24 protein-coding genes and 1 pseudogene are annotated in these 26,332 nt (G+C 42.2%); 6 read left to right on the top strand and 19 right to left on the bottom strand.

Annotated elements, in window-relative coordinates; genetic code table 11:
- Nucleotides 1-5: 5 nt before the first annotated feature.
- The 17 genes and pseudogenes from alr to radC form a co-directional block, all read right to left on the bottom strand.
- Complete coding sequence (gene alr / locus HYD28_04870; protein QLE08349.1) at nucleotides 6-1,085, bottom strand: alanine racemase; 1,080 nt, start codon at nucleotides 1,083-1,085, stop codon at nucleotides 6-8.
- Nucleotides 1,085-2,464 carry a replicative DNA helicase gene (gene dnaB / locus HYD28_04865; protein ID QLE08348.1) on the bottom strand — a complete coding sequence of 460 codons (1,380 nt, stop codon included), beginning with the start codon at nucleotides 2,462-2,464 and terminating at the stop codon, nucleotides 1,085-1,087. The genes alr and dnaB overlap by 1 nt, the downstream gene beginning before the upstream one ends.
- A 265-nt stretch (nucleotides 2,465-2,729) precedes the next feature.
- The gene (locus tag HYD28_04860; protein ID QLE08347.1) at nucleotides 2,730-3,671 is read right to left on the bottom strand and encodes a DUF4097 family beta strand repeat protein; all 942 of its coding nucleotides are present in this window, start codon (nucleotides 3,669-3,671) and stop codon (nucleotides 2,730-2,732) included.
- An 11-nt stretch (nucleotides 3,672-3,682) separates the two neighbouring features.
- Complete coding sequence (locus HYD28_04855) at nucleotides 3,683-4,168, bottom strand: hypothetical protein (GenBank protein QLE08346.1); 486 nt, start codon at nucleotides 4,166-4,168, stop codon at nucleotides 3,683-3,685.
- Nucleotides 4,155-4,706, bottom strand: coding sequence for a sigma-70 family RNA polymerase sigma factor (locus tag HYD28_04850; GenBank protein QLE08345.1), 552 nt, complete (start codon nucleotides 4,704-4,706; stop codon nucleotides 4,155-4,157). Before HYD28_04850 ends, HYD28_04855 begins: the two co-directional genes overlap by 14 nt.
- A 165-nt stretch (nucleotides 4,707-4,871) precedes the next feature.
- Nucleotides 4,872-6,542 carry a polymer-forming cytoskeletal protein gene (locus HYD28_04845; GenBank protein ID QLE10488.1) on the bottom strand — a complete coding sequence of 557 codons (1,671 nt, stop codon included), beginning with the start codon at nucleotides 6,540-6,542 and terminating at the stop codon, nucleotides 4,872-4,874.
- A gap of 46 nt (nucleotides 6,543-6,588) precedes the next feature.
- A complete protein-coding gene (locus tag HYD28_04840) occupies nucleotides 6,589-7,119 on the bottom strand; it encodes a prepilin-type N-terminal cleavage/methylation domain-containing protein (GenBank protein ID QLE08344.1) in 531 nt (176 codons plus the stop codon).
- Nucleotides 7,110-7,511: a prepilin-type N-terminal cleavage/methylation domain-containing protein gene (locus HYD28_04835; protein QLE08343.1), complete on the bottom strand. Its 402-nt coding sequence runs from the start codon at nucleotides 7,509-7,511 to the stop codon at nucleotides 7,110-7,112. The genes HYD28_04840 and HYD28_04835 overlap by 10 nt, the downstream gene beginning before the upstream one ends.
- The gene (locus tag HYD28_04830; GenBank protein QLE08342.1) at nucleotides 7,508-7,960 is read right to left on the bottom strand and encodes a GspH/FimT family pseudopilin; all 453 of its coding nucleotides are present in this window, start codon (nucleotides 7,958-7,960) and stop codon (nucleotides 7,508-7,510) included. Before HYD28_04830 ends, HYD28_04835 begins: the two co-directional genes overlap by 4 nt.
- Nucleotides 7,961-7,965: 5 nt before the next feature.
- The gene (locus tag HYD28_04825; GenBank protein QLE08341.1) at nucleotides 7,966-8,403 is read right to left on the bottom strand and encodes a prepilin-type N-terminal cleavage/methylation domain-containing protein; all 438 of its coding nucleotides are present in this window, start codon (nucleotides 8,401-8,403) and stop codon (nucleotides 7,966-7,968) included.
- A gap of 334 nt (nucleotides 8,404-8,737) precedes the next feature.
- Nucleotides 8,738-9,191 (bottom strand): annotated as a pseudogene (rplI, locus tag HYD28_04820) (50S ribosomal protein L9).
- A 35-nt stretch (nucleotides 9,192-9,226) separates the two neighbouring features.
- Complete coding sequence (gene rpsR / locus HYD28_04815) at nucleotides 9,227-9,454, bottom strand: 30S ribosomal protein S18 (GenBank protein QLE08340.1); 228 nt, start codon at nucleotides 9,452-9,454, stop codon at nucleotides 9,227-9,229.
- Between the two features lie 12 nt (nucleotides 9,455-9,466).
- Entirely contained in the window at nucleotides 9,467-9,769 is a 303-nt protein-coding gene (gene priB / locus HYD28_04810; protein ID QLE10487.1) for a primosomal replication protein N, read from the bottom strand.
- A gap of 67 nt (nucleotides 9,770-9,836) precedes the next feature.
- Nucleotides 9,837-10,178, bottom strand: a complete 342-nt coding sequence (gene rpsF, locus HYD28_04805; GenBank protein ID QLE08339.1) for a 30S ribosomal protein S6 — start codon at nucleotides 10,176-10,178, stop codon at nucleotides 9,837-9,839.
- A 239-nt stretch (nucleotides 10,179-10,417) separates the two neighbouring features.
- Complete coding sequence (gene rpmG, locus HYD28_04800) at nucleotides 10,418-10,573, bottom strand: 50S ribosomal protein L33 (protein QLE08338.1); 156 nt, start codon at nucleotides 10,571-10,573, stop codon at nucleotides 10,418-10,420.
- An 11-nt stretch (nucleotides 10,574-10,584) separates the two neighbouring features.
- Complete coding sequence (rpmB, locus tag HYD28_04795) at nucleotides 10,585-10,821, bottom strand: 50S ribosomal protein L28 (GenBank protein QLE08337.1); 237 nt, start codon at nucleotides 10,819-10,821, stop codon at nucleotides 10,585-10,587.
- A gap of 272 nt (nucleotides 10,822-11,093) precedes the next feature.
- Nucleotides 11,094-11,768 carry a DNA repair protein RadC gene (radC, locus tag HYD28_04790; GenBank protein ID QLE08336.1) on the bottom strand — a complete coding sequence of 225 codons (675 nt, stop codon included), beginning with the start codon at nucleotides 11,766-11,768 and terminating at the stop codon, nucleotides 11,094-11,096.
- 143 nt (nucleotides 11,769-11,911) lie between these two features.
- Here radC and coaBC point away from each other — a divergent pair, with 143 nt between their 5' ends.
- The 5 genes from coaBC (at nucleotide 11,912) to HYD28_04765 (ending at nucleotide 21,051) form a co-directional block, all read left to right on the top strand.
- A complete protein-coding gene (gene coaBC / locus HYD28_04785; GenBank protein ID QLE08335.1) occupies nucleotides 11,912-13,105 on the top strand; it encodes a bifunctional phosphopantothenoylcysteine decarboxylase/phosphopantothenate--cysteine ligase CoaBC in 1,194 nt (397 codons plus the stop codon).
- A 112-nt stretch (nucleotides 13,106-13,217) separates the two neighbouring features.
- The gene (gene slmA / locus HYD28_04780) at nucleotides 13,218-13,805 is read left to right on the top strand and encodes a nucleoid occlusion factor SlmA (GenBank protein ID QLE08334.1); all 588 of its coding nucleotides are present in this window, start codon (nucleotides 13,218-13,220) and stop codon (nucleotides 13,803-13,805) included.
- Nucleotides 13,806-14,053: 248 nt separating this feature from the next.
- On the top strand, nucleotides 14,054-16,816 hold the full coding sequence (locus HYD28_04775) for a S9 family peptidase (protein ID QLE08333.1): 2,763 nt from the start codon (nucleotides 14,054-14,056) through the stop codon (nucleotides 16,814-16,816).
- A gap of 189 nt (nucleotides 16,817-17,005) precedes the next feature.
- Complete coding sequence (gene katG / locus HYD28_04770; protein ID QLE08332.1) at nucleotides 17,006-19,219, top strand: catalase/peroxidase HPI; 2,214 nt, start codon at nucleotides 17,006-17,008, stop codon at nucleotides 19,217-19,219.
- A gap of 134 nt (nucleotides 19,220-19,353) precedes the next feature.
- Nucleotides 19,354-21,051: a GGDEF domain-containing protein gene (locus HYD28_04765; protein ID QLE08331.1), complete on the top strand. Its 1,698-nt coding sequence runs from the start codon at nucleotides 19,354-19,356 to the stop codon at nucleotides 21,049-21,051.
- Nucleotides 21,052-21,139: 88 nt separating this feature from the next.
- Here HYD28_04765 and HYD28_04760 read toward each other — a convergent pair whose 3' ends face one another.
- Together HYD28_04760 and HYD28_04755 are read right to left on the bottom strand one after the other, a co-directional pair.
- Nucleotides 21,140-22,405 (bottom strand): diguanylate cyclase, encoded by a 1,266-nt coding sequence (locus HYD28_04760; protein QLE08330.1) that lies wholly within the window; start codon nucleotides 22,403-22,405, stop codon nucleotides 21,140-21,142.
- Nucleotides 22,406-22,656: 251 nt separating this feature from the next.
- Nucleotides 22,657-23,841: an NAD(P)/FAD-dependent oxidoreductase gene (locus HYD28_04755; protein ID QLE08329.1), complete on the bottom strand. Its 1,185-nt coding sequence runs from the start codon at nucleotides 23,839-23,841 to the stop codon at nucleotides 22,657-22,659.
- Between the two features lie 323 nt (nucleotides 23,842-24,164).
- Here HYD28_04755 and HYD28_04750 point away from each other — a divergent pair, with 323 nt between their 5' ends.
- Complete coding sequence (locus tag HYD28_04750; GenBank protein QLE08328.1) at nucleotides 24,165-26,300, top strand: S8 family serine peptidase; 2,136 nt, start codon at nucleotides 24,165-24,167, stop codon at nucleotides 26,298-26,300.
- The last annotated feature ends 32 nt before the right edge of the window (nucleotides 26,301-26,332 follow it).

The raw sequence follows: 26,332 nt of genomic DNA, 5'->3' as shown, positions 1-26,332 counted from the left end.
CAAAGTTACTCTTGATACTCGTAGCTTACTCGTGGGGTGATATTACACAGTAACTCGTAAGGAATGGTTGTCGCACACTGGGCAATCTCTTCTACGGGAAGCTCTGGCCCCCACATGATCACTTCATCACCGACTTTGATGTTGTCGCTGTTATCACCAATATCCACCGTGATCATATCCATCGCCACACTACCAACAATGCCATAGCGTTGTGATTTAATAACCACTGGTGTGCCTTGCTCAGCATGACGTGGATAACCATCACCATAACCCATCGCGACCACAGCAAGCTTAGTGGGTTTATCGCTATGCCAACGACCACCATAACCAACACACTGATTAGCATCGACATCGCGTATTGCTATAACACGCGTAGTTAAGCGCATAACCGGCTCTAAACCATGCTGTTGACCAATGCTATTTAGCATTGGTGATACACCATACAACATCAACCCAGGGCGTACCCACTCGCCATGCCCTTTTGGCCAAGCAATAATTCCCGCTGAATTTGCAAGACAATGCTGCTCGCTTTTGCCATCAGCTAATGAGTCAAATAAAGCAATTTGCTGAGCTGTCTTTTCATCATTGATGTCATCGGCACAAGAGAAATGGGTCATTAGTTTAATATCATCACGGGCATTCGAGCTTGCTTTTAAACGGCTGTAGAAAGACTCAAATTGTGATGGTGCAATACCAAGGCGATGCATGCCAGTATTAACTTTTAACCAGCAAGCAATAGGTGCATCAAGAGCTGTGTTTTCAAGCGTTGCGAGCTGATTTTCATCGTGAATGATGGTTTGAAAGTTATTAGCAAGCAAGATAGGTAAATCATCTTTATGAAAAAACCCTTCAAGCAATACAATAGGTTTTGTCAGTCCACCTGCACGTAGCGCTAACGCTTCGTCAATGCGTGCGACTGCAAATGCGTCTGCATCATTTAGGTATTGGGCAATTTTAACTAAACCATGGCCATATGCATTAGCTTTTAGCACCGCCATTACTTTGCAACCGGGCGCAAAGCGCTTCACCTGCGCTAAGTTATGAGCAAGCGCTTGTAGGTTGATTTCGGCAATGGCTAGGCGCATTAATATTCGTCATCCATAGCTGGGCCCGCATAGTTATCAAAACGCGAGAATTGGCCTTGGAAAGTTAAGCGTACTTTACCGATTGGACCGTTACGCTGCTTACCTATGATGATTTCTGCCACACCTTTTTCAGCACTATCTTCGTTATAAACTTCATCACGGTAAATAAACATGATTAAGTCGGCATCCTGCTCGATTGAGCCTGATTCACGTAAGTCGGAGTTGATTGGACGTTTATCGGCACGTTGCTCTAGGGTACGGTTAAGCTGAGACAGTGCAATAACCGGACACTGCAGCTCTTTTGCTAGTGCTTTTAATGAACGTGAGATTTCAGCAATTTCTAACGTACGATTATCTGACAAACTTGGAACACGCATTAACTGTAGGTAGTCGACCATGATCATGCTAATACCGCCATGATCGCGAGCAATACGACGAGCACGAGAGCGCACATCCGTTGGGGTTAGGCCCGATGCATCATCGACATACATCTTACCTTTTTCCATCAACAAGCCCATGGTTGAAGACAGACGCGCCCAGTCATCATCATCTAGCTGACCAGTACGAACTTTAGTTTGGTTAATGCGACCTAGCGATGCCAGCATCCTCATCATAATTTGCTCTGACGGCATCTCTAGTGAGTAAATAAGTACAGGCTTATCTTGCGTCATAGCTGCATGTTCAGCCAAGTTCATCGCAAAGGTAGTTTTACCCATCGATGGACGTGCCGCCACAATAATAAGATCTGAAGGCTGCATACCCGCTGTCATTTTATCTAGGTCGGTGTAGCCTGTACTCACACCAGTTACACCATCTTGCGGCGACTGGTAAAGCTCTTCAATTTTATCAACGGTTTTTTCTAAAATACTATGTAAGTTTTGTGGGCCTTCGGTACTTTTAGTACGCTGCTCCGCAATTTTAAATACTTTACTTTCAGCAAAATCAAGCAGGTCATGGCTATTTCGCCCTTCAGGGCTAAAACCCGCTTCGGCAATTTCATTGGCAACACCAATCATTTCTCGAATAACAGCACGCTCACGCACGATATTCGCGTAGGCATCAATATTTGCTGCACTTGGCGTATTCTTGGCTATTTCAGCAAGGTAGGCAAAACCACCAACACTACTTAACTGGTTATTTTTCTCAAGGCTCTCAGAAATAGTGATCAAATCGATTGGATCACCGCCTTCAGCAAGGCTTACCATAGCTTCAAAAATCAGCTTATGAGTGCGGGTATAAAAATCCTGGGCAACCACTAACTCAGCAACACGGTCAAACGCTTGATTATCAAGCATTAAACCACCTAAAACAGATTGCTCAGCTTCTATTGAATGAGGAGGGACTTTTAACGTATCGACTTGCTTATCTGGTTTGGCCATAACTTCACAAAACTAAAATTGAATGGCTCTATTCTATCGACTTGCTAAGGCTGTGCAAATAGTAAATACCAATCGACTTAAATAATTGGTCAATCTAGCGTGCTAAATAAAGCGTTAACTGCGTTAGAAATGTCTAAAGTAGAGTAACTACATGTCAAAATTTCTGCCTTGTTATCACTTCATTTATCTGTCGCTATTTAAGACTAATAACTTAACACGATTGGTATAAGCGGGAAGTCTTCCCGCTTTATTGTAACTCTAATCGTTATTTCTGTTTACGAAGTTCAATGCGTCCGCTAATCGTATCCATTTCGATATCAGCATCCCCACCGTTAATACTAAATTCTAAGTCGCTTGATGGGCCATACTTCGCTTTTGTTGCTTTGTCGTCACTCAGTTCATTGACTATTTTACCATTAGCGTGAGCTTCAATTTCAAACTTTGCTGACACATTAGCAGGGAAGTAAAATTCAGCATCACCACTAACCGACTCAAAACGAATATTAGCATCATCAAGTAGCTTATTAATGTGAACTTCGGCTTCACCGTTTACCGTATTAATACGCAGTTTTTTAATCGCATCAAAAGCAAAGTCAATATCACCATTTACGTTCTCAAGACGAACATCTTGCGCTTTGGTCTTTGACTTAATGTCACCATTAACCGCTGTAAAGCGTAAAGCACCTTGCGAGTTTTTATCATTAATTTCGCCATTCACAGTTTCAAAGCGAATATCACCGTTCAGGTCATGGGCATTTACGTCCCCATTTACCGTTTCAAAGCTCATGTTGCCGCTAATATCTTGTACTGTAATATCGCCGTTAACAGTATCAATCTCTGCGCCCGCTTCAAGTTCTTTGGCACTGACCGTTACATTCACACCCGCAAATTCAAGCTCACTGCTTTTTGGCATATAAATGGTTAAACGTGAACCGTCGCCATTATTCCAACCACGTATGTTACGCGGCATTTTTACGATAAATTCAACACGGCTGCCTTCAACCTCTAAACGATAGCCTTGTGCTTTATCGTCAAGCTCACCTTCGATTTTAAGTTGTGGTTTATCCCACCCTTCAATGCGTACATCACCACGTTGGTTTTCAATAAAAATGCGTTTATTTGCAGGTACATCAATTTGTTCATTAATGGTTTGTCCTGCCATTGCCATCAGTGGCAGTAATCCTAAAGTTAAGGCTAGTAATTTCATAATTGTCACTCCTAAATCGTTTGCCACTTCGGTGCATGCACCTTGTTAATTAAGTCCAGTTGTTGCTGATAAACCTGCGATAACATTTGTAATAAAGCTGGATTTTCAGGTTCATTCTCTAGTGCTTGCTTAATGGCACTTTCGGCTTCTTCTAACTCTTTTAGTTGTTGCTGCCAATTATCGGTTAACGCAGGTTGATTTTGATACTGCACCAACAAACCTTGCTTTTGCTTAGTAAAATAATCGCTCATTGCCATCATGCTGTTTGACTCGCCTTGGCCAACAAAAAGCTGCACAGTCAAAAGGGCTGCAATACAGCAAGCGGCAACAGCAGCGAGTTTATTCCAACCATGCGTTGGCTTATCAGCTTGCTGTGTTTGCCCTGTTGCAATTGCTCGCTCAATCCCCGGCCAAAGGTCTTTTTCTGGACTAATATCTTGCTTTTGATTAAGCGAGTCATTTAAAAATTGTTCAAATTCTGGCTTACTCATTTTCATACCACTCTTTTAATAACTGCCTTGCACGGTGAAATTGCGACTTACTTGAACCTACAGCCATATCAAGCATGCTTGCTATCTCTTCATGGCGATAGCCTTCGATCGCATGAAGCACAAAAACCATACGTGCTCGCTCAGGTAGTCTCAGTACTAATTTGTCGAGGCCGTTAAAGCCGCCGCAATCTTCGGCACTTTGCTCATCCATACCGCTTTGTTCAAAACTCACTACTTTTTGAAACCAGCTTTTATGTTTGCGAATGTAGCTAATCGCAATATTACTGGTAACACTATGTAACCAAGTCGAAAACTGTGAGCGCCCATCAAAGTTAGCGATTTTGTGCCACAACTGTACAAACACTTCTTGTGTTGCATCTTCGGCGTGCTCTTTATCTGCAAGCAATCGCAAACAAAGACTATAAACCCGCTTCACATGCAACTCATAAAGTGTTGCATAAGCAGCTTGATCACCGCTTTTTACGCGCTCTATCAAGGCATGCTCACTTTGCTGGGCGAACGCTTGTTCTGCATCTATCAACATCCTGGATGTTGTCCTTTATGATTATTGTTGTGAATTTAGTGTATTAGACGTAAGGAGGGATTCAAAAGGTTTAAATGAAATTAAATTTTTTGTGTAAGCTACAAATAATTGAGCTTACACAATTTTATTTGGGGATTTGCGTTATTCGGCAGGGGATGCTTCGCTTTATTCTTCAGTTGTTTCTGCAGTTTTGTAACTCCAACCTAAAAATACGATGCGTGCTGGAGAGGCTGGTGTACCACCATTTTGTACTTGTAATAGACCAGCATCATAGTGAGCGCCACTGCCCCCCGATGCGGTAATTGTTGAGCCACGTACACTACCAAACAACTCACCACTACCTGACAATTTCACCGTAGTCAAAGGCGCATAAATAGCCGCATATAAATTAGCAGCGCCGCTAAATTGTACACCATTTACACCATTAAATGATGAGTAGAATGATAACGAAGGATGACCACTGGTGGTTAGCCCTTCTTGCTCAGTAATTACTTTTGCGCCTGCACCAATATTTACTTTTCCGGTTAATAACACCGTTAAGCTGCTATCTTTTTTTATTGTTAGACTGGTGTCCCCTTCCATCGAAAAGTCACCATCAATCAGTAAAATAACATCACCACCAGACACTTCCATTTTACCGTCACTGGTCATCTTGAGTCTATCAAGTGAAAAAATATACTCTTTGCTATTACTACCATTGGCTTGGTTCTGAGCTTTAGAGTTAAACAAGAAAATATCAGCAAGGCTTGGTAAAATCACTTGGCTACCACCACTACTGTAATAACCCTTTTCGGTATTTAGCTTAAATTGTTGCGTAGGGCCTATAGCAACAGAACTATAACTGCTCACTTGATCCGTGATGTCTGCCATTTTCTCTGGCAATATCAAAGGATCACAACTCGTATCTGGGTTTGTAGGGTCATAATCTGGCGCAGTTGGGTCAGCAACGGTTATCGGTTCAACATTCGGGTTTACATTAAACTTGCTATCACTGTAGTGCACACCATCCTGTTGATTATTGTAGGTATCTTTAAAATCGCCTGAGCCACCATACATAATATCTAACGCTTCAGCTTGGCTATTCGTGATGAATGTTGACCACTGCATTTTTGCATCACCATTCGCTCGCACTACCCCCGAAACTGTCCCGCCACGATGCGTATAATAACCTCGGGTATATACATTACCGTCAACACGTAAACCGCTGCCTGGAGAAATATAAACACCGGTATTTGAATGGATGTTACCAATAATCGGTGATGAACCATTTAAGTAGATCACCCCGGTCGCTTTAACATCGCCTTTTATCGGTGAATGACCCGATAGCACCACATCTGAATCGCCAGCAATCGTTGAAACATCGCCATCATTTGACTTAGTTTCTTCGTAAGTGCCTTTGCTAGAGTCATAGCTGTCGATACTGCCACTGCCAGACAAGTTAACCCCTTTACAACCCACCATAGCATTCGTGAAAATCGAACTTCCCTTCGCGCCTTGCACTGCAAAACGAGCAACTAAGTTACTTTGTGCATCGCCATCAAATCGTTGTCCTAGGCTTGCAATTTCTAGCTCACCTGCAGCATTTTGACTTAAACTTGCATTAAAAATTGCATCATCAGCGATAACACCTGAACCAGATGCATGACTGGTTTTACTGATCAAGTCTTCAACCGCTAATACACCTTCCTCATCCAAGGTTTGTTGTAATAACTTAGCTTGTTCAAAAACACCTTTTTCAGCCAATAAGCGACTATTTAATTTCTTTTGAAAGTTACCACTTAAGCGCTCTTGAACGACGTTCTCGCGCAGCGAACTAAGCACCACGATACTGGCCATACTGGTCAAGATCAAAACTGTAATTAGAGTAAAACCACCTTGCTTTTTATACACTACCTGCTCCGTATGCTTTAACTAATATTACATTTGTTAGAGCAATATCAATATTGATGCCATTGCCAAATTGCGCAGGTAAATCATTTGGCTTCACAGTTACAGTGACAAGCTCACCAGCGATATCAAATGATAAAGTTTCGATACCTGTGAGTAATCGCTCAGCAGCAGCGCCATCGAGTGAACACATTAAATTACTACCATTTAAGCTATAGACCTCAATCACTTGCGCTGTTGTCGCAGAGCCATCACAGGCAATAACACCACTAGGCTGAGTAATGGTAATCGTGCTTTTATCAGCACTTATGATCGGAGCTAACTGAGTTTGCTTAATACTACGATTGAATACTTTACTGGTATAGCGAATCACCTCTTGGGCGTTTTCGAGTTCTTTACTCACTTCAACAGTGCTTTTAATCGCCGAGTAAGACAAACTCACTCCAGCTAGTAAAAAAGCGCCTGCGGCCAATGCCACCATAAGTTCAACTAAAGTAAAGCCCTGAGCGCGTTTATTCATGAGCATACCGCCGTTAAGTCTGGGAAACTGGCATTTAGACTAATTTGATTTTTTGCACTGTCTGTCATGCGCTTATCAACCCAAGCGACATTAATTTGCATATCATCACTGTAATTAGCTGGGATAGTCAGTTGATAATCACTGACTTGTGGTGCTAGCGAAGCTCTAAAAGTCGCGTCTTGAAAAAGTGCGGTATTAGTTTTTTGAATTTCACAAATGCGCGGCCACAAACGCTCAATAGTATTTTGGCCTTGAATGAGTGACACGGTGTAATTAAAGCTATTGGTTGCATATTGCAGCGATTTTAGCTGCGCAGCAGCCAACCCTAATAATGCGATTCCAGCAATCACCACTGAAATCATCACCTCTAATAATGAAAAGCCTGCCTGCTTATTCATGCACATCCTCGCTGTGAACTTTCAACTAACCAGTTTTGACCACTTTTAAGCACACACATTATGTAATCTGTGGTATTTGTGTGCTCATCTTTAACTAAAATTTCAGCTTGTTTATCGACTTCGCCACTGGCGCTAATTGCCAGTGCCACCAAGTTGACAGTAACACCGCTTTTAGTGATCGAAAATTCTTTCAAAATCGTGTCTGCCCCGCCCTCATTGAGGGTCACTTGCCAGTTCTTATTGCTAACAACTAGGTTAATAGGTTTGTCACGCTTTACCGCTTCACTGCGTGCAAACTTATAGACACTATTTAATTGATTTGCAGTAGTTACAACGCGATCTTGCAAGATCTGTTGACTAAATGACGGAAAAGCAAGGGCTGCCATAATGCCAATAACACTTAGCACAACCATTAACTCGATTAAGGTAAACCCTGCAATTCGACGCAACTTAGTTACTCCCAGCAATCACTAAATGAAGCGTTGTAACTACCATCATGTTTAATGGTTAAGTCACCACAGCGATCACTTGCTTGCGCCGAACCCGATTTAGGAGAGGCTTTTAAACTGTAGCCACGATTTTTAAAGTCGCTTACAGCACCTGATACTTTGTCAGTTGCTGTATAGGTAAAGGTGTAGTAATCAGTATTTTGGGTTGAAAATGCATTGGGGTAGCCGCCATTTCGTGAATAAATACGCTCAAGACTGGCACTGTATTGCAATAACTCTTGTTGAATATCTGCGCGGCGACTACGTTGCATATGCTCAGTGTAAGCAGGCAGTGCTACGCTATACAGAATGCCCAAAATAGCGATAACAATAAGAATTTCTACTAATGTAAAGCCAGTTTGTTTACCCTTTCCATATGGTAATAATGAACTTCTCAACTTCAACTCCTTACTACTTTTTAACCAGCACAATATAAATGACAGCGTTGTCAGTGTCAATTTTAACCAATTTACTTTTACTCATCCGATTATACTAATAAGATTAAGAAAATTAAGAAAAAAGAAGGTCAGTTTGCAAAATAGGTAAGATTATAGGGTTAGTACTTGTGTGTTTAAAACATAAAAAACTAATACTATTAGTATCTATACTGATGATTAATGGAGGTACAACACGCTGAAATTAATAGTGTTTAGGCGAATGAATAACGTTGTTTATACAAAAATTTCAGGCACAAAAAAGCCGCACATAAAGCGCGGCTTTTTCTACTTAATATTGCTATTAAGCTTCAGCGATAACGATTACTTTGATAGTAGCCGATACGTCTGAGTGTACTGCGATTGCTACGTCAAATTCGCCAGTCTCACGGATAGTACCTAGAGGTAAACGAACTTCTGATTTAGCAACTTCAACGCCAACAGCTGAAATAGCTTCAGCGATGTCGCGAGTACCGATAGAAACCGAATAACTTGCCTTCGTCACCAGCTTTAGAAACTAGTGTAACTTCAGCTAATGCTTCTAACTTGTCAGCGCGAGCTTGAGCAGCAGCTAGATCTTCAGCGATCTTAGCTTCTAAATCAGCACGACGTGCTTCGAAAGTTTCGATGTTAGCTTTAGTTGCAGGAACTGCCTTACCTTGTGGGAAAAGGAAGTTACGTGCGAAGCCAGATTTAACTACAACCTGGTCACCTAGGCCACCTAGGTTTGCGATCTTGTCTAGTAGAATAACTTGCATGTCTCTACACCTTTTAAAAACTGTTAATCCGCTGCTTACTTATGTAAGTCAGTGTATGGAAGAAGGGCTAAGTAGCGAGCACGCTTGATAGCAGTTGCTAGCTGACGCTGGTATTTAGCGCTAGTACCTGTGATACGGCTAGGTACGATTTTGCCACTTTCTGTAACATAGTTTCTAAGAGTAGCTAGATCTTTATAATCGATTTGTTGTACGCCTTCCGCTTTAAAGCGGCAGAACTTACGACGTCTGAAATAACGTGCCATGAGTAAAATTCCTCAAAAAATTCTTTCTATATGTTGAGCATGCAAGACTAACTGGCTTAAGCCGTTTCGTCCTTCGTGACGGTTTAAAAACCCCGTCACTTGCACTTGTTGCCCAACGTGCAATTGTTGAGTTTGTTGTTGCATTGGCGTGCCGCTGGCAACAACTTGAAGTCTGACATAACTATTACGGTTAAGGTCTGCTTCAACTTGCATCGATTTATGTTCAAGAACAAAAATACAATGCGGTATACCAGCAGGGCTTTGACTATATTTAGGTGTTTTACAAACAACCCCAGATAATGTCAGCTGATTCATATAAGGATTAACCGGTTGGCTCATCTTTTTGTCTCAACTGCAAGCGCCATGCTTGAACTCAAAACGATTAAGCAGCTGGTGCTTCTTTCTTCTCTTCTTTCGCAAGAGGAGATGCTTCAGTTACAGCGTCTTTAGTACGCATAACTAAGTTACGAAGCACTGCATCGTTGTAGCGGAAAGTAGTTTCTAGCTCGCTGATTACTTCAGTAGGTGCTTCAACGTTCATAAGAACATAATGAGCTTTGTGAAGCTTGTCGATTGGGTAAGCCAATTGACGACGGCCCCAGTCTTCAAGACGGTGGATAGTACCACCAGCTTCAGTGATAGAACCAGTATAACGTTCGATCATACCAGGTACTTGCTCACTCTGATCAGGGTGAACCATGAATACGATTTCGTAATGACGCATGGATATTCCTTACGGTTAATAGAGCCTTCTACCGTTTCGGCCAGTCGGTTTAAGGCAAGGAATTAAATTTAATAAGCCGAAATGAGCGCGCATTTTACGCTTAGATTGATAATTAAGCAAGATAAAACAGCAGAGCAAATAAGATTCTTGTGCTGATTGCTATTTTCTAAACTGCAAATCTAAGCTGAAAAACAAAAAACCCAGCCGAGGCTGGGTTTTTGAGATTCTGAAAACTAAAATTACTTGATTTTAGCTTCTTTGAAAATCACGTGTTTACGAGCTTTAGGATCGTATTTTTTGATTTCCATTTTTTCAGGCATGTTACGCTTGTTCTTGTCGGTAGTGTAGAAAAAACCAGTACCAGCAGTTGAAACTAAACGGATCTTATCGCGCATGATTCAGTTCCTTAAACTTTTTCGCCACGAGCACGGATTTCTGTAAGAACCGCGTCGATGCCTTTTTTATCGATAATACGCATACCTTTAGTAGTAGTGCGTAGTGTTACAAAACGTTTTTCACTTTCAACCCAAAAACGGTGAGTTTGTAGGTTAGGTAGGAAACGACGTTTAGTCGCGTTTCTCGCGTGTGAACGGTGGTTACCAACCGCTGGACGCTTACCTGTAACTTGACATACTTTAGACATGTCTATATATCTCCAATAACTTCGCTCGAGCTTAATTTTCCCTTAGGCCAGTATTTGTGCCCCGGGATAAATCGAAGGGCGCTCTTTATACAGCTTATACAGGCAAAGATCAAGTAACAGATCTTATCCAATCAGCTCATGTGTAAATTTGATAGCGGCTAATTATAATGATCGAATGCCCTTAGGGAAAGTAAAAACTGCATTTAAATTAAACTAATTTCTAAAATCGCCCTAAACTGCTCATTTTTAACACACTCCTGCCTTAGCTCCGCTTAAATTAATCCCCTTTCGGCAAACGATACACAATTTTCACCACCCACTATGATGTGATCCTGTACATTTATATCTATTAAGGCTAAAGCTTGTTGTAATTTTGTAGTGATCAATTTATCGGCCTGACTTGGCTCTGCTACCCCACTTGGATGGTTATGGGCAAGAATCAGTGCCGCCGCATTATTACGTAGTGCAGCTTTAACAACTTCACGAGGATAGACGGAAGCCGCATTAATAGTGCCATAAAAAAGCACTTCGTCTTTTATCAATTGGTTTTGACTGTCCAAGTACAGCACCATAAATACTTCTTGCTGTAAGCCACGCAACTGAATAGTTAAATAGTTATACACAGCCTGTGGCGAATTAAATAGTGCCTCGCGTTTACATTGCTCAAGCATATAGCGCCGGCTAAACTCAAGCACAGCTTGGAGCTGCACATATTTAGCGGCTCCTAACCCCCTTTGTGAACAAAACTCTTGTTCAGTGGCATTAAATAAATTGTGCAGGGTGCTATTTATATCTAGTAGGTGCTCGGCCAACTCAATGGCATTCATACCCGGCACGCCGGTACGTAAAAATATCGCTAATAGCTCAGCGTCTGAGAGTGCTTTTGCGCCTTGGGCGAGTAACTTCTCCCGCGGCCTTGCTGATAAAGGTAGATCGGTTAACGGCATTGCTTCATCCTTAAAACAACTATTCCATTTAATAAACTGTACTATAAAATCGCGTTTTTTCCTGTAAGAAAAAAGAAAACTTCATGCTATCGGTAAAGATTTGCTATCGTTAGCCCATATCGACAAAGGTTAAATTTCACGTAATGACAAAATCAGTAAATAAAAAAATCCTGCTAGGTATGAGTGGTGGTATTGCAGCCTATAAATGCGCAGAGCTTGTTCGCCGTTTAAAAGATAAAGGCTGTGAAGTAAAAGTCGTCATGACCGACTCAGCAAAACACTTTATTACTCCTTTAACTATGCAAGCGGTAAGCGGTGAGATTGTTTCTGATTCATTACTCGACCCTGCAGCAGAAGCCGCAATGGGTCATATTGAGTTTGCCAAATGGGCAGACCTTATTTTAGTCGCCCCTGCAACCAGCAATATTTTAGCGAAAATGGCGATGGGTATTGCAGATGACTTACTGACAACCCTACTACTAGCCACCCCTGCAAAAGTCGCGGTTGCACCTGCCATGAACCAACAGATGTACGCCCACCCAGCTACACAAGCAAATATTGCCACACTTAGTGAACGTGGCGTTGCTATTTGGGGCCCAGGTAAAGGTGAGCAAGCCTGTGGTGATGTAGGCGCAGGACGTATGTTAGAGCCTCATGAGTTAGTCGCGCTGTGTACACAACCTGAGGTTGAGCCTTTACTTGCAGGCAAAACCATCACGATCACAGCAGGACCAACCCGAGAAGCCCTCGACCCAGTTCGTTATATTTCTAATCACAGCTCTGGCAAAATGGGTTATGCCCTTGCTGAAGCTGCACTTGCGTTAGGTGCAAAGGTAAACCTGATTTCAGGCCCAGTGACAATTAAAGCACCTGCTAATGCCCTGCTTACTAATATAGAAAGTGCTGAGCAATTACTCACCGCCTCGATGGAGCTAGCCGCGCAATCGGATGCCTTTATCGGCTGTGCAGCGGTGGCAGATTACCGTGCAGCAGCGATTCATGAGCAAAAAATGAAAAAGCAAGGTGATGAACTAACCCTCACCTTAGTTAAAAACCCAGATGTCATAGCTAACGTCGCCGCGCTGAACGAAAACCGTCCTTATACAGTTGGTTTTGCTGCCGAAACCCAAGATGTTGCCAGTTACGCACAAGGTAAATTAAAGAATAAAAACCTCGATATGATCTGCGCAAATGACGTATCAAAAGAAGGCCTTGGCTTTAATTCTGATCATAATGCTTTAACACTGTTCTGGCACAATGAGCAACTAGATTTAGCAATGGGAAGTAAAAAAGATTTGGCCATGAGCGTAATGACTGAGCTTGCCAAGCGTTTGTAAAAATGCTGGAAAGAAACTGAATAAAACATTAACATAAGCCACTCATTTGCACAAAAAATGGCTTGTCTGACTCCCAACAGCGCAAGTAATAAATTATAAGAAAGGAATGGTCATGCCTGCGACAAAAAGAAGTAATCGCAAAGAGCAGATTCTGCAAGCACTCGCACAAATGTTAGAAACCAGCCCAGGTCAACGTATCACAACCGCAAAACTAGCGGCGGAGGTAGGTGTGTCTGAAGCTGCGTTATATCGTCATTTCCCGAGTAAAGCACGGATGTTTGAGGGCCTAATCGAGTTTATTGAAGATACTCTGTTATCACGCATTAATCTCATTTTAGAAAATGAGAAAGAAAGCCAAACTCGAGTCTACAATATTTTGCTGTTATTGTTAGCCTTTGCAGAGAAAAACCCAGGCATTACCCGTATTTTGACCGGTGATGCCTTACAAGGTGAACAAGAGCGTTTACGTGAACGAGTACAAGGCTTATTCGAGAAGCTAGAAACTCAATTCAAGCAAGTGCTACGCGAGCGCAAACTTCGCGAAGGCAAAGCATTCCAATCAGACGAAAGCACCCTAGCCAATTTCTTACTCGCCTATGTTGAAGGTAAGATGAACCAATTCGTGCGCAGCGACTTTAAAGCAAAACCAAGTGCACAATTTGAAAAACAATGGCCAGAACTACAGAAGATTTGGTTGTAGGAAATTAGCCGTAGGCGCGATCTCATATCGCGCAGCGGTGAAATTAAAATTACGCGGGATAAACCCGCTGCTACCCTTTTAACAAAACCTACCGACAACTTTTTTTAGCTTATGGCTGATAGCTTAAAGCTTAAAGCTTACAGCTATCAGCTCACCTCCCCAAACACGCCACTTATCGTATCTACTCGAATTGTTTATTAAAAACGCTACACTGGGTGCGTAAATTTTAAAAACAACGAGAAAGACTAATGAAAGCGCAATTATCACTTTTGAGCTTAGCCTTGGTGACAAGCCTTGGTAGTGCACATGTTAGTGCGAAAGAGGCTCTGCAATTTAAAGACGTGTTTGATTTTAAATACGCAAAAGGCACCCAACTTTCTGAAGACGGCCAAATTCTTAGCTTTAGTGCAGACCCTTATCGCGGTAATGCTGAAGGTCAGGTTTATACGTTAAACAATAACCACCTACTTACCAGCGTTGAGCGCGGTACTCGCCCTACTATTAATAAAGCGGCAAACTGGGTGGCTTTTACTCAGGTACCTACCCTACTTGAAAAAGAAACCACCAAGAAAAAAGACCAGCTGAAAAATAACCTTGTTTTAGTAAATACTAAAAATGGCGAGCAGCAGACTTTTAACGATGTAAAAGACTATGCGTTATCGGATGATGGTATATGGCTTGCCTATCGACTAGATAAGAAAGCAGAAAAAGCAGATAAAAAAGACGGCGAAGAAAAAGACGAAAACAGCAGCGAAATCAAGCCAGATAAAAAAGATAAAAGCTTTGATTTAGTGCTTGTTAATCTTCAAGACAAAACCACTCACACTATAAATAATGTATTTAGCTATGCGATTAGCAGTACAGGCGAGCAATTATTAGCAAGCCAAAGCTACAGCGATGGTGCCGACAACCAAGTTGTATTAGTTGATCTTAATAATGACTTTGCAACTAACGTGTTGATTGATGAGCCTGGTGTTGTTGCAAATAAAATTGCATGGCAACCAAACAGCAATACCGCAGCACTATTAATTGGTAATTATGTTAATGATGATACACGACGTCGCGATCACAGCTTACAGCTTTTACAAAACGGGGCTCTTTCAACCATTAACTCAGCAGATAGCAGCTGGACTATCGGCAAAACAGCATCATTAAAATGGTCTGAAGATGGTGCTCGTTTATACTATGAAAACCACCCTAAACTCGCCGCAAAATCTGTCTTGAAAGAATACAAAGATGAAGCCTCTTTATATGATTTCGATACCATACGCGACCAGAAGGGCCTAAACGTTTGGCACAATAAAGACGCTGAAATTAAGCCTCGCGAAGAGCAGCAATGGAACAAAGCGAATAAGCTTCGTCACTACCAAGCTGTGTATCATATAAATGGTCAGCACGTTGTGCAGCTAAGCACACCAAACATGCCTGAAGTTTCGCTTAACACTAATCGCGAAGCACTATTAGGCTATTCAGACCGACCTTACTTAGAGCGCGTTATGTATGGTGGTTTTTATGCAGATTACTTCAGTGTTGATGTTAAAACCGGTAAACAAACAGCTATCGTCAGCGACTATCCATTTAGACCAAGCCTTGCGCCAAATGGTCAATTTGCAGCATTTTTCCAAGATAGCCAAGTTCAGCTAAAAGACTTAGGTAGCAACAAGGTTTCGACCTTATCTAAAGCAATTAACGCTGTTTTTGCTGATGATAAACATGACTACCCATCACCTCAGCCGGGTTATGGTTTTGCGGGCTGGTTGAACGACAGCAGCCAAGTATTGGTTTACAGCAAATTTGATATTTGGGCTTTTGATGTCGCATCACAAAAGGCAACGCGCTTAACTCAAGGTAAAGAAACTAACACCCAATATCGTGTTATTAAACTTGATAAAGACCAAGTTGGTTTTGCCAAAGATGAAACATTATTGCTAAGCGCAACCAACGTGCAAGATAAGCAAACAGAGATTGCCAAACTTGACTTATCGAGCAATAAAGTCAGCAAAGTACTTTCGGGTAAAAAGCGCTATGACGTAGTGAAAAAGGCTAAAAATGCCGACAAATACCTATTTACTGCACAAACATACCAGCAATTCCCTGATTACTACCAAACTGATTTTAGCTTCAAAAAGCCACAACGTGTTACTAACCTAAACCCGCAAATTAGCAACTTTGCATGGGGTGAAAAACCTGAGCTTATTAGCTACAAAGGGTTTGATGGTGAAGATTTACAAGGCGTATTAATTAAGCCTGCAGGCTATAAAAAAGGCGATAAGGTTCCTGTAGTTGTGTACTTCTACCGCTATATGAGCCAACGCATGTATGACTTCCCGAAAATGGAGTTAAATCATCGTCCTAACTTCCCGATGTTTACCTCAAATGGCTATGCGATTTTCTTACCTGATATCCGTTTTGAGATTGGTCATCCTGGTAAATCATCAACGCAAACTATGATCAACGCAACTCAAAAGTTAATTGATTTAGGCATTGCTGATCCAGATAAAATTGGTTTACAAGGTCACTCTTGGGCAGGCTACCAAAGCGCCTTTATGATCACTCAAACAGACATGTTCAAGGCCGTTGTATCAGGTGCGCCAGTATCTAATATGACCAGTGCTTACAGCGGTATTCGCTTAAAATCAGGTCTTGCCCGTCAGTTTCAATACGAAACAGGGCAAAGCCGTATAGGCAAAACTTTATTCGAAGCGCCAGAGCTATATATCGAAAACTCACCGGTGTTCTTTGCCGATAAAGTGAATACCCCAATTCTGATTATGTTTGGTGACAAAGATGATGCAGTGCCATGGCACGAAGGGGTTCAATACTACTTAGCTCTTCGCCGTGCCGGTAAAGATGCAACCTTCTTACAATACGAAGGTGAACCACACCACTTGAAGAAATTCCCTAACCAAGTGGATTTTTCGGTGCGCATGATGGAATATTTTGATCATTACTTAAAAGGTAAACCTGCTGCTAAGTGGATCAAAAACGGCGTCCCTTTTATTGAAGAATAAACAATAAGCTGAATTTCAGCTTAATGTCCCCCTCCCCTAGAGCCAGCATTATTGCTGGCTTTGTTCGAAAAAATCAATCACACCATCTATTTTATCGATTTTATCAATCGATTTAAACCCCAGTTTGTAAGTGGAAAGTTAATCAGAACAACTCTATATTTCACCCAACTTCTAACTGGAGACAACACAATGTTAAAAAAATCAACTTCAGCTTTCTCTAAAGTCGCTGTTGCAGTGTCACTGTTGGTGGCAACAGGCGTACAAGCTACGAACGAAATAAAATCAAACCAATTCTGGTGGCCAGAGCAATTAGACCTTAGCCAACTTCGTGCTCATGGCGCAGAGTCTGATCCTATGGGTCCATACTTTAATTACAAAAAAGAATTCTTAAAATTAGATCTAAATGCGGTAAAAGCCGACATTGAGAAGGTACTGACTGACTCTCAAGACTGGTGGCCTGCTGATTACGGTCACTACGGTCCATTCTTCATCCGCATGGCGTGGCACGCATCAGGCACTTACCGTACATTCGATGGCCGTGGTGGTGCTGGCGGTGGTCAACAACGTTTCGACCCACTAAACAGCTGGCCAGATAACGCAAACCTTGATAAAGCGCGTCGTTTACTTTGGCCAATAAAGCAGAAATATGGCCGCAGTATTTCTTGGGCTGACTTAATGGCACTAACGGGTAACGTTGCACTTGAATCAATGGGCTTCAAAACTTTCGGTTATGCCGGTGGTCGTGAAGACGATTGGGAACCAGACTACGTATACTGGGGCCCTGAAGGCAAAATGTTAACTGACGAACGTCGTGACAAAAAAGGCAAACTAAAAGGTCCACTAGCGGCAGTTGAGATGGGCTTAATCTATGTAAACCCTGAAGGCCCACACGGTAATCCTGATCCACTTCTTGCAGCAGAAGATATTCGTTTATCTTTCGGCCGCATGGCAATGAACGATGAAGAAATCGTTGCCCTAATCGCCGGTGGTCACAGCTTTGGTAAAGCTCACGGTGCCAAAAAAGCGACCTGTTTAGACAAAGAACCTGCAGCAGCAGGTATCGAAGAACAAGGCTTAGGTTGGAAAAATAAATGTGGTAAAGGCCATTCAGAAGATACCATCACTTCAGGTCTTGAAGGTGCATGGACTGTGACACCAACACGTTGGTCAATTAACTACCTTCAAAACTTGTTCAGCTTTGAATGGGTTAAAACCAAGAGCCCAGCAGGGGCAACTCAGTGGATCCCTGAAAAGGGTCAAGCATCTAATCTTGTGCCAGATGCACACATCAAAGGTAAGCGTCATGCACCTATCATGTTCACAACCGATATCGCGTTAAAAGCTGACCCTGAGTTCCGTAAGATCTCAGAACGTTTCTTAAACGACCCGAAAGAGTTCGAACTCGCATTTGCTAAAGCATGGTTCAAACTAAACCACCGTGACATGGGCCCACGAGCTCGTTACTTAGGTGACTTAGTGCCAGAAGAAGTATTAATTTGGCAAGACTACATCCCTGCGGTTGATCACAAACTAGTAGACAGCAAAGATATCGCGTCACTTAAAGCTAGCATCTTAGATTCAGGTTTATCTGTATCTGAACTAGTGCGTGTTGCTTGGGCATCAGCAGCAAGCTACCGCGACACAGATATGCGTGGTGGTGCAAACGGTGCACGTATTCGTTTTGCTCCGCAAAAAGATTGGCCGGTAAACAACCCGAAAGAAGTGGCTAAAGTACTTAGCAAACTTGAGAAAATCCAAACTAAGTTCAACAAAAACGCATCTGGCGGTAAAGAAATTTCACTAGCAGATATGATTGTTCTTGGTGGTGCGGCTGCAATCGAAAAAGCAGCAAGCGACGCTGGTTTCTCTATCGCAGTACCATTCAAGCCAGGTCGTATGGATGCATCATTAGAAATGACTGACGTTGAATCATTCGAAGTGCTTGAGCCAACGGCAGATGCGTTCCGTAACTACTATAGCTCAGCATGGAAATCACCGGCTGAAATGCTTGTTGAACGTGCTGATTTATTAAGCTTATCAGTACCAGAAATGACTGCACTACTAGGTGGTATGCGTGCTCTTAACGCGAATACTGACCAAACTAAACACGGTGTATTCACGAAAAAACCAGGCACATTAAGTAACGATTTCTTCGTTAACCTACTCGATATGTCAACGAAGTGGTCTAAATCTTCTGAAGAAGGTGTTTACGAAGGCCGTGACCGTAAGTCAGGCAAACTTAAGTGGACAGCAACACCTGTAGACTTGATCTTTGGCTCCAACTCAGAGCTTCGTTCAATTGCTGAAGTGTATGCATCTGACGATGCTAAACAAAAGTTCGTTGATGATTTCGTAGCAGCGTGGACTAAAGTAATGACGCTAGATCGTTTCGACCTACGTTAATATATTTTCGCAACCAACAAAGCCGCTAAGTTAGCGGCTTTTTTATTTTTCGTTAATAATTTACTCGACAAGCCAGCAGTTTACGTTAAAAATAAAACTTTATTACTATTTTTATTTGGATACAGGCACCAGGGATGATTACGCGCTTTATACTGCTTTTTGTTATCTACTCAATATGCCTAACTTTGGCTAATCAAAGCCGCGCCGATAACTCCCCTATTGTTAATATTAACCAACGTAGCATTGACCTCACCCAATTTGATATGAGCTATTTTATTGATGGCTCTGGCACTATGCCTCTTTCACAAGTTCAGCTGCAAAGTTTTATAAACAGTCAAAACAAGCTCACTTTAGGCACGAATGCCAAAACAACATGGTCAAAAATAGTTATAAAAAATACCTACAGCGACACCCTGCGCTTATTTGTACATAACCCAGATGCCTATCACTTAGAAGAAGTGAGCTTTTACGAAACGCAAGCAGGGCAACTGATAAACCAATCGGTCATTCAGCTTGATAAAGCAGGACCTAAAACCAACATGTTTGGTGGTAGTGCCGTATTTTCGTTTTATATTGCACCCAATCAGCAAAAAACAATTTACATAAAAAGCGTGACCTTTTCTCATCAATGGTTTGCACTCGCTATTTTTGATGAAGAGCACTCAAAACGTGCTCTTGTAGGGAATGGTAATTATATTGCTCTACTTGTTGGGATGATGTTAGCACTGATGATTTATAACTTTTTCTTGTATTTATCGGCACGTAAAATCGAGAACATCGTTTACGCCCTTTACCTTATTTCTGGCACAGTTTGGGTGGCGCTATCTTATGGTGTTGCCGCTAACTTTTTCGGTATTTTTAGTGCCGAACTATTACAACTCAATTCTAACTTGCTAAGTATGCCAAGCTTTTTAGTGATCTTTGTAATGCTTATTTTCGAAACCAAAAAGCTCTACCCTAAAGAGCATATTGCACTTTCGATTATTTTGTTCTTACTCGTTGCGGACTTTGTTTATAGCTTGTTCGATATTGTAGGTGCATTAAAACCTGCCAGCAGCTTGGCTGCATTAATGATGACTGTGACATTTGGAGTATCTATTTCGCTGTGGCGCAAAGGTAACGCGCTGGCAAAATACTTTTTGCTCGGCCACTCTATGTTCGTTATTTTCAATATGCTGGCGGTGCTTTATTACAAAGGGATCAGCGACGCAAACGTGATTAATAGCCACGGTGTTGGCATAGGTATTTTGCTCGAAGCGTTAATGATGGCGTTTATTCTTTCCTATCGAATTAAGAGCCTCGAAAAAATTAAAGCACAGCAAACTGAGCTCAACCGCTTGGTCGATACAGACCCTATGACAGGCCTGTATAATCGCCGTTACTTTGACAGAAAAAGTGAAGAACTGATTGCCGCGATGGCAACCAATCAGCAAGAGTTTACCCTCCTAATTGCTGATCTCGACCACTTCAAAAACATTAACGACACATACGGCCACGATGTTGGCGATAAAGTTATTATCGCATTTGCCAACATACTCACCTCAGAACAAGGCCTTGCTGATATAGCCTGCCGTTACGGCGGCGAAGAGTTTGTGTTACTACTCAATTGTAACCTACTTGATGCAAAGCTAGTTGCCGAGCGAATTCGCCAAAAGGCGCAAGAAACCTACATCACTATTGATGAAGTGCAAACCGTGCAGTTTACCGTGAGTATTGGTATACACAGCGTAGCTCACTCTTCAACAACCGTGAAAGAAACCCTCACCGTTGCCGACAAAGCATTGTATAAAGCGAAAAGTAACGGCCGTAATTGTGTTGAAGTGGCTGCTTAGACGGGAAAAGTTTCAAGTTTCAAGTTTCAAGTTTCAAGTTTCAAGTTTCAAGTTTCAAGTTTCAAAGTAACTTAAGGCTTTAAAACGATTAGCTAAAGTGAATAATGGTTGTTCCAGGTTGCTTTTTAGCTTGGTACATAGCCGCATCGGCTTCTTCAATTAACTGATTCGCTGCGTACACACCATCTCCTAGAAAATGCGCTGTCACACCTATACTCGCTGTAACCTCAATTGATATACCTTTAGAACTAAATGGTTTTGTAAACTGAGCCGCAATTTTATGCGCTAAGCGATTCAAAATCATCGTATTAGTTACTCCTGATATAGTCACTAAAAACTCATCGCCGCCCATTCTTACTACATAGTCGGTACTTCTAACGGCGGCTTGAAGTTGCTTTGCAACCCATACTAAAACTTCATCACCTATTGCATGACCATATTGATCGTTGATTTGTTTAAACTCATCCAAATCGATATAAATAAAGCCCATTCCCTCAGCCACATCACCATTTTCACTAAATACATCATTCAATAATTGCTCTAGATAACGACGGTTCGGTAATTGGGTAAGCGGGTCAAGGTTAGCAAGCTCAATCAACGCCTGTTCTTTATTTTTTCGAGCTGAAATGTCACGCACAATCGCAAGAAGATAACTTTTTCCTTGATGGTCGATATAACAAACACTCACTTCAGTTGGAAAAGTATGACCATCTTTATGTTTTAAGCACGACTCAAAAATAGTGGTTTCTTGGGCTTTTATTCGCGCTACCCTATCCAGCCATTTGCTATTCGTATCATAGTCTGGGTTAATATCTGGCACAGTCAGTTTTAGTAGCTCTTCTTTTTCATAACCTAAGCACTTGTAAGCTAATTGATTACAGTTAAGAATTTGACCAAACTGAGGGTCTGCAATAAACATGGCATCATTTGATTTATCAACCAAATATGTCAGTAGAATATCTGCTGCCGCCTCTTTATTGACCGTTGTTAAATCAATTATCTGTGAAATATAACGAACGACATTACCGTCATTATCTACCTCTGCGACAATGTTCAGCTGGCAATAAATAGAATGCCCAAGCTTATGCTTGTAACGCTTTTCGATTTGTAATGGCTGCTCAGGGAACTGATTAAGCTTGGCACGAATAGTTTTATTTAACTCCCTGTCATCAGCATGAGTTATAACAACATCATCTGCGTACACTTCATCGCCTTCATAACCTAATAATTGTTTTAGTGCCGGGTTTGCATATTCAAGTTTACCGCTAGGCGAAGAAACAGTAACGGGGATAGGTGTAATTTCTATTAACCGATAAACAGGGTTAATAAACATCTGTGCGTCGTTAAGCTTCATGGGCAACTCGAGTCCAATACATTATTACTACTCAGCAAAATGAAATAATAGACCATAAATCGGAACTTGGCTGTATGGGAGGAGCTGTAAGCTAAATTATTAAGGCCGTCATATGGCGTTATAAAAAAACGCTAAAGCCTGACCTCCAAACAAGTGCTAACCTAGCACCTAGTTCCTAGAGCCTAGCTCCTGGCTCCTGGCTCCTAGCCAGTAATGTCTTTCCCCTAGCAACTAGCAGCTAGTAACTTAGCTCAACAATACTGCCCTGCTGCAAAGCCGCAGCTCCAAGCATATTGGAAGTTGTAGCCGCCTAACCAGCCGGTGACATCGGTTACTTCGCCGATGAAATAAAGGCCCTGTGACTTTTTCGCTTCGAAGGTTTTTGAGCTTAACTCGTCGGTGTCTACACCGCCAAGCGTGACTTCGGCGGTTCTGTAACCCTCTGTGCCGTTGGGTTTAATTTGCCAATTATGAACGTAGTCATGTAACGCGTCGATTTGCGCATGGCTTAGCTGGTTTACATTGCAATCTGGAATAGCCTTGGTGTCGTGCAGCATTTCAACAAAACGCTTTGGTAAAATTGTCGCAAGAGTATTTTTTAGTGACTTTTGCCCTTGGCTTTGACGCCACTGCTCAAGCTGCTGTTTTAAATCGAGCTCGGGTAACAAGTTGATGTACACAGTTTGCCCTGCACGCCAAAAAGAGCTGATTTGCAAAATCGCTGGGCCCGAAAGGCCACGGTGAGTAAACAGGATGTTCTCTTTGAACTGGGTGCCATCTTCACTGCTAACCAGACAAGGAATACTGATCCCCGATAAACCTTCAAAGCGATCTTTATCGTGCTGGTGCAAAGTAAATGGCACTAATGCCGCCATGGTTGGTAACACTGTTAAACCAAATTGATCTGCAATTTTATAACCAATTGGTGTTGCACCGAGCTTAGGCATGGTTAACCCACCGGATGCAACAACTAACGACTCGCATTGATAGCTGTCTTGCTCGGTAATAACTTCATAACCAGCATCTGTTTTGGTCACACTGAGTACTTCGTTACGCAGCGCTATGTTAACTCCCGCCCACTCGCACTCAGTTAAAAGAATATCGACGATATCTTGTGCGCTGTTATCGCAGAATAACTGGCCCAGCGTTTTATGGTGATAAGCCAAACCGTGACGGTCCACCAGCTCAATAAAGTCATGTTGGGTATAACGGCTTAAACACGATTTTACAAAGTGAGGATTGCCACACAAGTAATTGTCTGGGCTTGCGTTTTCATTGGTGAAGTTACAACGACCACCGCCGCTGATTAATATTTTACGGCCCGGCTTTTTGCCCATATCAAGCACAGTAACATTGCGACCACGGTAGCCTGCTTGTGCAGCACACATCAAACCTGCGGCACCGGCGCCAATCACAATTACGTCTACTTGGGTCATTACTCATACTCACTAAAAAAATTTAGCTGATTATAACAAGTTATTTTCGCTGCAGTGTTAACAGTACGGTGTTTTTACAAAAAAGATAAAACCAAAAAACGAAATAAAGTAAAAACTCAAAACTAAAAATTTATAACTTTATTATGAGAAAAGTATTAAAAAACACCATAAAAAGACTGATTTAGACGTCTATACATTCGGTTATAACCAAAATAGAGACAACCATAATAAAACGATATTTTAACTAAATTTACATTTATTTTACCTTTGTCCCCCTTCGCGAAAAATACCGTGAAGATTTACATAACAATCTAGGGATCATTATGACAACTAACAACAACTTGAAGAAGTGCGCAATTGCACTGAGCTTGACTGCGTTGTTTGGGACAACAGCAGCAATGGCTACTCCAAACCAACTTATGTCGCCATCTATGCAGGAAACTGCAGCAAAATTACAAGGTCAAGAAGGCTTTGGTACGCAATTCATCATCAAATATAAAAATAACAATGATGAAATGATGACTATGTCGGCAGCAGAACAATCGCCAACTATGATGAACAAAAAAGCAAAAGGCTTTGTTAAAAACTTCACCAGTAAGAAAGGTAAAGTAAAAGCACAATATGTTCGTGCAATGGCGATGAATAATCACCACGTAATGCGTGCTGATAAAAAACTTTCTGCTCAAGAAGCACAAGAGTTCATGCAAGAGGTGCTTGCAACAGGTAATGTTGAATACATCGAAATTGACCAAATGTTAAAGCCATTTGCAACGCCTAACGACCCTCGTTATGACGACCAATGGCACTACTACGAGCAAGCAGGTGGTTTAAACCTTCCTACAGCTTGGGATACAGCAACAGGTAGCGGTGTGGTAGTTGCGGTACTTGATACAGGTTACCGTCCTCATATTGATCTAAACGCAAACATCCTTCAGGGCTATGACATGATCTCTAACGTGTCTGTAGCAAACGATGGGGGCGGTCGTGATAGCGATGCTCGCGATCCAGGTGATGCAATCAGTGCTAACGAGTGTGGTTACACACACGGTGCTCAAGACTCTAGCTGGCACGGTACGCACGTTGCCGGTACAGTTGCAGCTGTTACTAACAACGGTGAAGGTGTTGCAGGTGTTGCTTACGATGCGAAAGTAGTTCCTGTTCGTGTACTTGGTAAATGTGGTGGTTTAACATCTGATATCGCTGACGGTATTATCTGGGCTTCAGGTGGTTCAGTTTCTGGTGTACCAGCAAATGCTAACCCTGCTGATGTTATTAACATGAGTTTAGGCGGTAGCGGCTCATGTAGCTCTACAACACAAAATGCAATTAACCAAGCCCGTAACAACGGCACTGTAGTCGTTATCGCAGCAGGTAATGACAACGATAACTCTGCAAACTACAACCCAGGTAACTGTAATGGCGTAGTAAACGTTGCATCAGTAGGTCGTAACGGTGGTCGTGCATACTACTCAAACTACGGTAGCAACATTGATGTTGCAGCACCGGGTGGCGCGCAAAGCTTTGCTAATGATTCTGAAGGTGTGTTATCAACTCACAACTCAGGCTCAACAGGCCCAAGCAGCGATTCATATCACTACTCGCAAGGTACATCGATGGCAGCACCACATGTTGCGGGTGTCGCTGCGCTAATCAAGCAAGCTAAACCTTCAGCAACGCCTGATGAAATCGAAAACATTTTAAAATCAACAACCCGTTCTTTCCCAGCAACATGTACTAGCTGTGGGACAGGTATTGTGGATGCGGCAGCAGCAGTTGCAGCGGCATCAGGTACAACTCCGCCACCACCAACGGGGAATGTGTTAGAAGATGGTCAAGCACTAACAGGTTTAAGTGGCTCTGCTAGCAGCCAAACTTTCTACACAATGGAAGTACCTAGTGGAGCTACTAACGTAACTTTCACTATGAGTGGCGGTACAGGTGATGCTGACCTTTACGTTCGTGCAGGTAGCGCACCAACAACGTCAACCTATGATTGTCGTCCATACAAAGGCGGTAACAATGAAGTATGTTCTATCGATAACCCAACAGCAGGTACTTACCATGTAATGCTGAATGGTTATTCTGCCTACTCAGGTGTTAGCTTAGTGGGTGATTTAACTGTATCAGGCGGAGGTTCAGGCTCAGGTTCACCACAAGCAGGTGGCGGCACAGTGACTGATATCTCGGCAAGTGCAGGTCAGTGGAAACATTACACATTAGAAGTACCAGCAGGTATGGCAAGCTTCACAGTAACGACTTCTGGTGGCTCGGGTGATGCTGACTTATTCGTTAAGTTTGGTAGCCAACCAACGACATCAAGCTATGACTGTCGTCCGTACAAAAACGGTAACGCAGAAACATGTACATTCAGTAACCCACAAGCAGGTACTTGGCACTTAAGCTTAAATGCTTACAAGACTTTCTCTGGTGTGACATTGGATGCACAGTATCAACCTTAATAGTTGATCTCCCCAGTTCCCCCCTGGGACTT

The sequence above is a fragment of the Pseudoalteromonas shioyasakiensis genome, assembly GCA_013391845.1.
Lineage (GTDB): Bacteria > Pseudomonadota > Gammaproteobacteria > Enterobacterales > Alteromonadaceae > Pseudoalteromonas > Pseudoalteromonas apostichopi.
This window is presented reverse-complemented; position numbering and strand designations above follow the sequence as displayed.